Source organism: Chryseobacterium sp. T20, from assembly GCF_047345655.1.
Classification (GTDB): domain Bacteria; phylum Bacteroidota; class Bacteroidia; order Flavobacteriales; family Weeksellaceae; genus Chryseobacterium.
On the sequence record NZ_JBLFDU010000017.1, the window covers coordinates 76,832 to 84,128 of the forward strand.

Annotated in this window: 9 protein-coding genes and 1 tRNA gene; all 10 read left to right on the plus strand. The window is 36.4% G+C overall.

The features are described 5' to 3' along the window. The first annotated feature begins 93 nt into the window (after positions 1-93). The 10 genes from ACMA47_RS23895 to ACMA47_RS23940 all read left to right on the plus strand — a co-directional run bounded on the left by ACMA47_RS23895 (position 94) and on the right by ACMA47_RS23940 (position 7,198). Entirely contained in the window at positions 94-585 is a 492-nt protein-coding gene (locus ACMA47_RS23895; RefSeq protein ID WP_413931806.1) for a hypothetical protein, read from the plus strand. A 25-nt stretch (positions 586-610) separates the two neighbouring features. Further along, positions 611-1,300: an OmpA family protein gene (locus ACMA47_RS23900; protein ID WP_034697463.1), complete on the plus strand. Its 690-nt coding sequence runs from the start codon at positions 611-613 to the stop codon at positions 1,298-1,300. A gap of 107 nt (positions 1,301-1,407) precedes the next feature. Continuing rightward, positions 1,408-2,295, plus strand: a complete 888-nt coding sequence (locus tag ACMA47_RS23905) for a decaprenyl-phosphate phosphoribosyltransferase (protein ID WP_413931807.1) — start codon at positions 1,408-1,410, stop codon at positions 2,293-2,295. Further along, positions 2,292-3,611, plus strand: coding sequence for an FAD-binding protein (locus ACMA47_RS23910; RefSeq protein WP_413931808.1), 1,320 nt, complete (start codon positions 2,292-2,294; stop codon positions 3,609-3,611). The genes ACMA47_RS23905 and ACMA47_RS23910 overlap by 4 nt, the downstream gene beginning before the upstream one ends. Next, the gene (locus tag ACMA47_RS23915; RefSeq protein ID WP_413931809.1) at positions 3,611-4,336 is read left to right on the plus strand and encodes an SDR family NAD(P)-dependent oxidoreductase; all 726 of its coding nucleotides are present in this window, start codon (positions 3,611-3,613) and stop codon (positions 4,334-4,336) included. Before ACMA47_RS23910 ends, ACMA47_RS23915 begins: the two co-directional genes overlap by 1 nt. Before the next feature lie 3 nt (positions 4,337-4,339). After that, entirely contained in the window at positions 4,340-4,927 is a 588-nt protein-coding gene (locus ACMA47_RS23920) for an HAD family hydrolase (protein WP_413931810.1), read from the plus strand. A gap of 24 nt (positions 4,928-4,951) precedes the next feature. Continuing rightward, positions 4,952-5,419 (plus strand): hypothetical protein, encoded by a 468-nt coding sequence (locus ACMA47_RS23925; protein ID WP_413931811.1) that lies wholly within the window; start codon positions 4,952-4,954, stop codon positions 5,417-5,419. A gap of 2 nt (positions 5,420-5,421) precedes the next feature. Continuing rightward, complete coding sequence (locus ACMA47_RS23930) at positions 5,422-6,597, plus strand: cysteine desulfurase family protein (RefSeq protein WP_413931812.1); 1,176 nt, start codon at positions 5,422-5,424, stop codon at positions 6,595-6,597. Between the two features lie 84 nt (positions 6,598-6,681). Continuing rightward, positions 6,682-6,999 (plus strand): thioredoxin, encoded by a 318-nt coding sequence (trxA, locus tag ACMA47_RS23935; protein WP_027374941.1) that lies wholly within the window; start codon positions 6,682-6,684, stop codon positions 6,997-6,999. 125 nt (positions 7,000-7,124) lie between these two features. Continuing rightward, a tRNA-Asp gene (locus ACMA47_RS23940) sits at positions 7,125-7,198 on the plus strand. Positions 7,199-7,297: the final 99 nt, after the last annotated feature.

Sequence of the window (7,297 nt, forward strand, 5' to 3'; positions counted from 1 at the left end):
AAGAGTCCGAATTTTTTCGGACTTTTTATTTTTTATTTTAAATTTTGGCACGGTTTTTTGTAACTTTATAGTAACAAAATAATAAACAACAAAATGAAAAAGTTACTACTTGCAGGGATGTTGGGAACATCACTTTTTGCAGTTTCGTGTTCCTCTGTTAACAAAGCAGCTACATCTCAAAATCAAAGAGCCGACTTCCTTAAAATGAAAGGAGACTGGCAGATTGTGAGCATAGATTATGATAAAGGTTATAAAATTAAACCTTTTGACGAAGGTGCAGACGCACAGTGTTTCGTAGGAAGCCACTGGAGATTGATTCCTAATAACTGGACAGGAGCGTATACTTTAAACGGTGGTGGAGATTGCCCGGCAATTACACAACCAATCAAATTTGAAGTAAAAGGCGGTAATACGTTTATGTTTAAAAAAATTGCTTCAGGTACTAAAGCAAAACAAAATACAGCTGGTTACAGCCTTACCATGATCAATCAGACTACAGATCAGTTTTCACTTGAGCAAGATGTTCCTTTTGAAGGAGGTAATGTAAAAGTAGTTTACAACTTCCAGAGAGCAGGGATGAAATAATTTATCAACATAAAAGATCAAAAAAATGAAATTTACAAAAACATACGTAGGAGCCCTTTTCTTGTCATCAGCATTATTATTGACAAGCTGTGAAGCGGTTCAGAATTCAAATCACCAACAAAGAGGTACAGCAGTAGGTGTTGCTTCAGGAGCAGTACTTGGAGGTATCCTTGGTAACAATGTAGGTAAAGGAGGAAACGGAGCTATCGGAGCTGTATTAGGAGGTATTATCGGTGGTGTTGCAGGTAACGTTATCGGTAACAAAATGGATAAGCAGGCTAAAGATATTAAAGAAACTTTACCAGGAGCTCAGGTAGAAAGAGTAGGAGATGGTATTAAAGTAACCATGAATGAAAGTATTGTTAACTTCGCTTTCGACTCTTCAAACCTTACTTCTGTTGCACAGACAAACCTTGATAAATTAGCTGAAGTACTGGTTAACAACCCAGATACTAATATCAACATTTATGGTCATACAGATAGCAAAGGTTCGGATGAGTACAACCTTAAACTTTCTCAAAGAAGAGCAGACGCTGTGAAAGCATATTTATCAGGAAAAGGAATTGCATCAAGCAGAATGTTTACAAAAGGTGAAGGTGAAGCAATGCCTGTAGCAAGCAACGATACCGATGAAGGAAGAGCTAAAAACAGAAGAGTAGAGTTTGCTATTACTGCCAATGAAAAAATGATTAACGATGCCAAACAAGGGCAATAGTTAATTTAATATATAAATATTTTCGTAAAAGACCGCCCCGGCGGTTTTTTTTGTATTTTTATGCTAGAAATTTTGAATTTATTATTTTTGTATTTGAAATAACATAAATGAAGAAATATTTAAAACTGCTCCGTGTGGAGCAATGGGTGAAAAACCTTTTTGTATTTGTCCCTCTATTCTTTTCAGGTAATATTACCAATGTAGATCTGCTGCTCAAAAGCATTTTTGCATTTGTCATATTTTCGCTTGCAGCAAGTGTTGTCTATATCCTGAATGATTACAATGATATTGAAGCAGACAGAAAACACCCCGAAAAAAGGAGAAGACCTTTGGCGAGTGGAGCTATTTCAAAATCAAAAGCGATAGGAATTCTGATAGGCCTTATCATTGCAGATATTGGTCTTGTATTTTTTACTCAACTTTATTTCCATGAATTTCTTTGGAAATTTGCAATCATCATAGGGTTTTATGTGATTATGAATCTTGCCTATACTTTCAGGCTGAAGCATGTTCCTATCATTGATATCTTTATCATTGCTATAGGATTCGTATTGCGTGTACTGGCTGGAGGTTATATTACAGGAATCAGTATCTCACAATGGGCGATTCTCCTGACATTTGTATTGGCTTTGGTATTGGCTATAGGAAAAAGAAGGGGAGAACTTATCAATGCCCAGGTTTCAGGAAAAACAAGAAAAGCACTGGATGGATACAATGTGCAGTTTGCGGATATAGCCTTATCCATTTCTATTACACTGGCTATTGTTTGCTATCTGATGTTTACCCTTTCTCCGGAAGTTCAGGAAAGATTTCATGAAAGAGTTTTTTATACTGTGATTTTCGTTGTATTTGCGTTGTTAAGATATCTTCAGCAGACACTGGTTTATAACAGAACGGAATCTCCTACAAAAATTGTTTACAGAGACCGTTACATACAGGTTACTTTATTGCTTTGGGTAGTTGCATTTTTAATTCAAATTTATTTTAAGAAATGAAACCGAATTTCATACAGAAAGTTACAAACTGGGGAAATTTCCCTATAGTGGAGAAGGAAATGAGATCTGAGGACAGTTTCAGAAGAATAAAAGAATTTGTGCTCAATCACAACGAAGTTATTGCGAGAGGAAATGGGAGATGTTACGGAGATGCTTCGTTGGGAGAATCTATATTTTCAACTAAAAAATTAAATAAATTCATCAATTTTGACCGTTTGAACGGGATCATAGAATGTGAATCCGGAGTGCTGCTTTCAGATGTACTGGAAATAGCTGTTCCACAGGGGTACTTTCTATACGTTACTCCCGGGACAAAATTTGTATCAGTAGGAGGAGCTATTGCTTCCGATGTTCATGGAAAAAACCATCATGCAGAAGGATGTTTTTCAGAATATGTGATCGAGTTTAAGCTAATGACTGAGAAAGGTGAAATTATCACCTGCTCCAGAGAGGAGAATTCAGAAAAGTTCTGGGCTACCATTGGTGGAATGGGACTTACAGGGATTATTCTTACCGCAAAATTTAAACTTAAAAATATAGAGTCCGCATATATTCGCCAGGAAAGCATCAAAGCGGAAAATCTGGATGAGATATTTAAGCTGTTTGATGAAAGTGAAAACTGGACTTACACAGTTGCCTGGATTGATTGTCTTCAGAAAGGAAAAAATATCGGAAGAAGTATTCTCATGAGAGGAGAACATGCGTTTCAGCATGAACTTCCTCAGAGTTTTTCAAAAACACCTTTAAGATTAAAGAAAAAACTGCAGCCTACCGTTCCTTTTTATTTTCCGGGATTTGTACTGAATGCTCTTACCGTAAAAATATTCAACTGGTTGTACTATAAAAAACAGTCTAAAAAAGAAGTGAAAAACTTTATCGACTATGAGACGTTTTTCTATCCATTGGATGCTATCACAGATTGGAATAAGATCTATGGGAAGTCCGGTTTTATACAATACCAGATGGTAATTCCTAAAGAAGCGGGAAAAGAAGGAATGAAAAGAATCCTTGAAACGATTGCCCAAAGCGGGAACGGATCATTCTTAGCGGTTTTAAAACTTTTTGGAAAGAACAACCCTCAGGCTTACAACTCATTTCCTGTGGAAGGATATACGTTGGCTCTGGATTTTAAAGTTAATTCAAAACTGAAAAAACTGGTAGATCAGCTGGATGCTATTGTTCAGGAGTTTGGAGGAAGAATTTATCTTACCAAAGACAGCATGAGCAGATCATCCCTTACCAGCTACCTGAAAAATATTCAAAATCCTAAATTTGTGTCTTTACAGCACAAAAGAATCATAAATAACAATTCATAATGATAGTTCTGGGAAGTACATCTGAAGTGGCACAGGCTTTTGTGGAAAAAGCACTTCAGGAAGGAGAAAAGTTTGAAAAAATCTATCTTTTTACCTCAAATAAAGAAACTACAGAGCGTTTTGCGAGACACATTGATGTAAAGTTTCTGCAGCAGGCGGAAGTCATTGAACTGGATCTGACAAAAGAAATTGATTACAATAGATTTGATTATATCAATTCAAATGTATTATTTTGTGCCGTAGGATATTTAGGAGAAGGAACCGAGGAAGGATTGTATGATAACAGAAATACAGAACGTATCATTGATATCAATTATTCAAAACTGGTTCCGGTGATGAATTATTTTGCCCATAAGTTTGAAAGCAGAAGATCAGGAACGATTATCGGGCTTTCATCCGTGGCAGGAGACCGGGGAAGACAGAGCAATTTTATCTATGGAAGTGCAAAAGCAGCTTTTACTGCTTATCTGAGCGGTTTAAGAAACTATCTTTTTGATAAAAAAGTACACGTACTTACCATAAAACCGGGGTTTATGGAAACTAAGATGACAGAAGGTCTTCCTTTAAATCCGAAACTGACAGCAACTCCCAAGCAGGCTGCTTCCTGTATTTACAAAGCCTTCAAAAAGCAGAGAAACGTGGCATATGTTTTGCCGGTTTGGGGTATTATTATGATGATTATCAGGAATATCCCTGAGTTTATATTCAAGAAATTAAAGCTTTAAAAAATGAAAAAATTGTATTGTTTTGATTTTGACGGAACCCTTACTTATAAAGATACGATGTTTATGTATCTTAAATTTTACGATTCTACAAAATATCGTATACAATTTTTAAGACATGTACCTCTTTTTATTCTGCTGAAGCTGAAACTGGCTGAAACAGAAAAAGTGAAAAAAAGCTTTATCGGTTCTATTTTAAGAGGTCAGACTCAGGAAAAGATTGAACAGAAATCCAAACAATTTTTTGAACACCATTATCCTAAAATAGTGCGGGAAAATGCATTAGACTTTATAAAAAATATCGATAGGAATAATACACAGAGTTTATTGGTAACCGCTTCATTAGATATCTGGGTGAAGCCTTTCGCTGATGAACTGAAAATGGAGCTTGTTTCTACGCGGGCAGAGTTTAAGAACGGAGTTTTCACTGGAAATTTTATAGGAAAAAACTGTAACGGGAAAGAAAAACTGGTAAGAATTAAAGAAGAAATTAACGATTCTAAATACGATAAAATTATTGCATTTGGTGATACTTCAGGAGATCGGCCAATGTTGAAATGGGCAAATGAGGGACATTACCAATTTTTTCACTAATTTTGGGAGATAAAATTGTAAAAAATGAAAAGCCTGTTAATCGCATGTACAGCAATTTTCATGAGCTGTGCAAGCACTTCATCTCAGAAGTCTTCTCCTGTGCAGGGAAATGCTGAACTTCTCGTCTCTGAATCCCAGGGAGGGGCAGATACTCCCGGCTTTAGAATTATTAAAGAAGAAAAGGATTTCCGCAACATTATCAGCGGAAGTTTTGGTATTTCAGAAATAGGAAAAGAATCTTATATCAAATATCCGCAGTTTCCGAAAAATAAAAAAGTCGTTTTATACAATTTGGGAACCTTCAGATCTGGGAGCCACAAAATTGAAGAGATCAAAAGTATATCTGTGAAAAATCAGATTCTGTATGTAGAAGTTCCGGCTGGAGAACCTTCCGGTGGAATGGAAATTCAGGTGATTTCAAGCCCTTGGTTTATATTTACTGTTCCCACAGATTATAAATTTACCTCTGTACAATTAAAATATTCAAAATAATAATGGATAAAGTATATTTAGATAATGCCGCAACCACTCCGCTTGCAGAAGAAGTTATAGATGCAATGGTTGGCACTATGAAAATGAATTTCGGAAACCCGTCTTCAACACACAGTTTTGGTCAGGAAGCAAAAATCCTTATTGAAAATGTAAGACGACAGGTTGCAGACTATCTTCATGTAACTCCTGCTGAAATCATTTTCACTTCCTGTGGTACCGAATCAAACAATATGATCATCAAATCCTCGGTAGAACACCTTGGAGTAGAAAGAATCATCAGTTCTCCTCTGGAACATAAATGCGTTTCTGAAAGTATTCTGGATATGAAAAGCAGAAAAGGAGTAGAAGTAAACTATATCCGCCCGAATGAAAAAGGAGATATTGATCTTGCTAAATTAGAAGAACTTTTAAAAGCTTCAGATAAAAAAACATTGGTAAGCTTAATGCATGCCAACAACGAAATTGGGAATATCATCAACCTTAAACAGGTTGCCCAGCTGTGCAAAGAATACCATGCACTTTTCCACTCAGATACGGTACAGACAATGGCTCATATGAACCTTGACTTCTCTGATATTCCTGTAGATTTTGCATCCTGCAGTGCCCATAAATTTCATGGTCCAAAAGGAGCTGGATTTGCGTTTATCAGAAAAGCAACAGGTTTAAAAGGAATTATTACCGGAGGACCTCAGGAAAGAAGTCTTAGAGCAGGAACTGAAAATGTTTGTGGTATCGTAGGATTAGGAAAAGCATTAGAACTTTCGCTGAATCATATGGAGGACTATACCAACCATATGCAGAGTATCAAGGATTATGCAATTGAAAGACTTTCTGCTGAAATAGAAGGAATTAAATTCAATGGAAGAAGTGCTGAAAAGGAAAACAGTCTTTATACCGTTTTAAGTGCTTTATTACCTTATAAAAATCCACTCATAGGACTTCAATTAGATATGAAAGGGATTGCCATCTCTCAGGGAAGTGCATGCTCATCAGGAGCGTCAAAACCTTCAATGGTTATGATGATGGTACTTTCTGAGGACGAAATGGATCACTGTACTCCATTACGTATCTCGTTCAGCCATATGACGACCAAAGCGGAGATCGATACATTGGTCAATGCATTAAAGGAAATTTCAAGCGATTACACTATAGAAAAAACTAATGTTGAGCATAGATAGGCTTGTGCTCTAAAAAGCGTAATTTTGGATATCCAAATAAAGGATTAAAAGAAAATAATATTAATTAAAATAAAAGAAACAAAAATGGCTTTAGAAATTACAGACAGCTCATTTCAGGATACGGTTTTAAAATCAGACAAACCGGTATTAGTAGACTTCTGGGCAGTATGGTGTGGACCTTGTAGAACTTTAGGACCAATCATCGAAGAAGTAGCATCAGATTTTGAAGGTAAAGCAGTAGTTGGAAAAGTAGATGTAGACAACAACCAGGAGATTTCTATGCAGTATGGTATCAGAAATATTCCTACAGTTCTTATTTTTAAGAATGGAGAAGTAGTAGATAAATTAGTAGGTGTAGCTCCAAAAGAGGTAATCGCTGAAAAATTAAGCGCTCACTTATAAAAAAATAAGTTTGATAATGAACGCCTTCCAGTATTGGAAGGCATTTTTTTTAAAATAATTTGCAGATAACAAAAAAAGTTGTAATTTTGCAACCACGAAAAAGAAACGATGTTCTTTCAAATAATGATCCGGTAGTTCAGCTGGTTAGAATGCCGCCCTGTCACGGCGGAGGTCGCGGGTTCGAGTCCCGTCCGGATCGCAGAGTTTTCTCAATTTCTTTTAAAAAAATTGATCCGGTAGTTCAGCTGGTTAGAATGCCGCCCTGTCACGGCGGAGGTCGCGGGTTCGAGTCCCGTCC

Bases quoted from the DNA above. Each gene is read 5' to 3' on its own strand.
- ACMA47_RS23895 (WP_413931806.1), top strand. From the start codon at position 94: ATGAAAAAGTTACTACTTGCAGGGATGTTGGGAACATCACTTTTTGCA.
- ACMA47_RS23900 (WP_034697463.1), top strand. From the start codon at position 611: ATGAAATTTACAAAAACATACGTAGGAGCCCTTTTCTTGTCATCAGCA.
- ACMA47_RS23905 (WP_413931807.1), top strand. From the start codon at position 1,408: ATGAAGAAATATTTAAAACTGCTCCGTGTGGAGCAATGGGTGAAAAAC.
- ACMA47_RS23910 (WP_413931808.1), top strand. From the start codon at position 2,292: ATGAAACCGAATTTCATACAGAAAGTTACAAACTGGGGAAATTTCCCT.
- ACMA47_RS23915 (WP_413931809.1), top strand. From the start codon at position 3,611: ATGATAGTTCTGGGAAGTACATCTGAAGTGGCACAGGCTTTTGTGGAA.
- ACMA47_RS23920 (WP_413931810.1), top strand. From the start codon at position 4,340: ATGAAAAAATTGTATTGTTTTGATTTTGACGGAACCCTTACTTATAAA.
- ACMA47_RS23925 (WP_413931811.1), top strand. From the start codon at position 4,952: ATGAAAAGCCTGTTAATCGCATGTACAGCAATTTTCATGAGCTGTGCA.
- ACMA47_RS23930 (WP_413931812.1), top strand. From the start codon at position 5,422: ATGGATAAAGTATATTTAGATAATGCCGCAACCACTCCGCTTGCAGAA.
- trxA (WP_027374941.1), top strand. From the start codon at position 6,682: ATGGCTTTAGAAATTACAGACAGCTCATTTCAGGATACGGTTTTAAAA.